This window comes from Vibrio sp. 970, assembly GCF_033339075.1.
In genome coordinates this window covers 1-537 of sequence record NZ_JAWOTW010000734.1, presented here as the reverse complement: position 1 = coordinate 537, position 537 = coordinate 1, and the positions used below count along the sequence as shown (strand labels likewise).

The window sequence follows — 537 nt, the reverse complement described above, 5'->3', positions numbered from 1 at the left end:
AGATTCGCACTGTCATTTAGACAAATTGAATTACGATGATCTTCATATCAATATTGAAGACGTTATTAACAAAGCAAAGCAAGCTAACGTAAAAGAGCTGCTATCTGTAGGTGTTACGTTAGACTCATTTCCTAATATGTTGGAGATGATCGAACCTTACGAGAATGTGTACGCTTCTTGTGGTGTTCACCCATTGGATGTTGAGAGTGCGTTTTCCATGGAGACTTTGCGTCGCCATGCTAGCCACGAAAGAGTCGTTGCTATTGGCGAAACCGGATTGGACTACCATTACAAACCAGAAACAGCGGCACTTCAAAAAGAGCGTTTTGAACAGCAGGTTGAGTTGGCGGTTGAACTGAACAAGCCGCTTATTATTCACACCCGCAATGCGCGTGAAGATACATTGGACATTTTACGTAATGGTGGCGCGGAGAAATGTGGTGGTGTCATTCATTGTTTTACTGAAGATCTTCCCTTTGCCAAAGCTGCTATGGATTTGGGTTTTTATATCTCGATTTCAGGCATCGTAACTTTTCG

General features: G+C 42.5%; 1 protein-coding gene. It reads left to right on the top strand.

All coding sequences use genetic code 11. The features are described from left to right. A partial coding sequence (locus R7Q11_RS28895; RefSeq protein WP_225467311.1) for a TatD family hydrolase occupies positions 1-537 on the top strand: 537 nt, incomplete at both ends.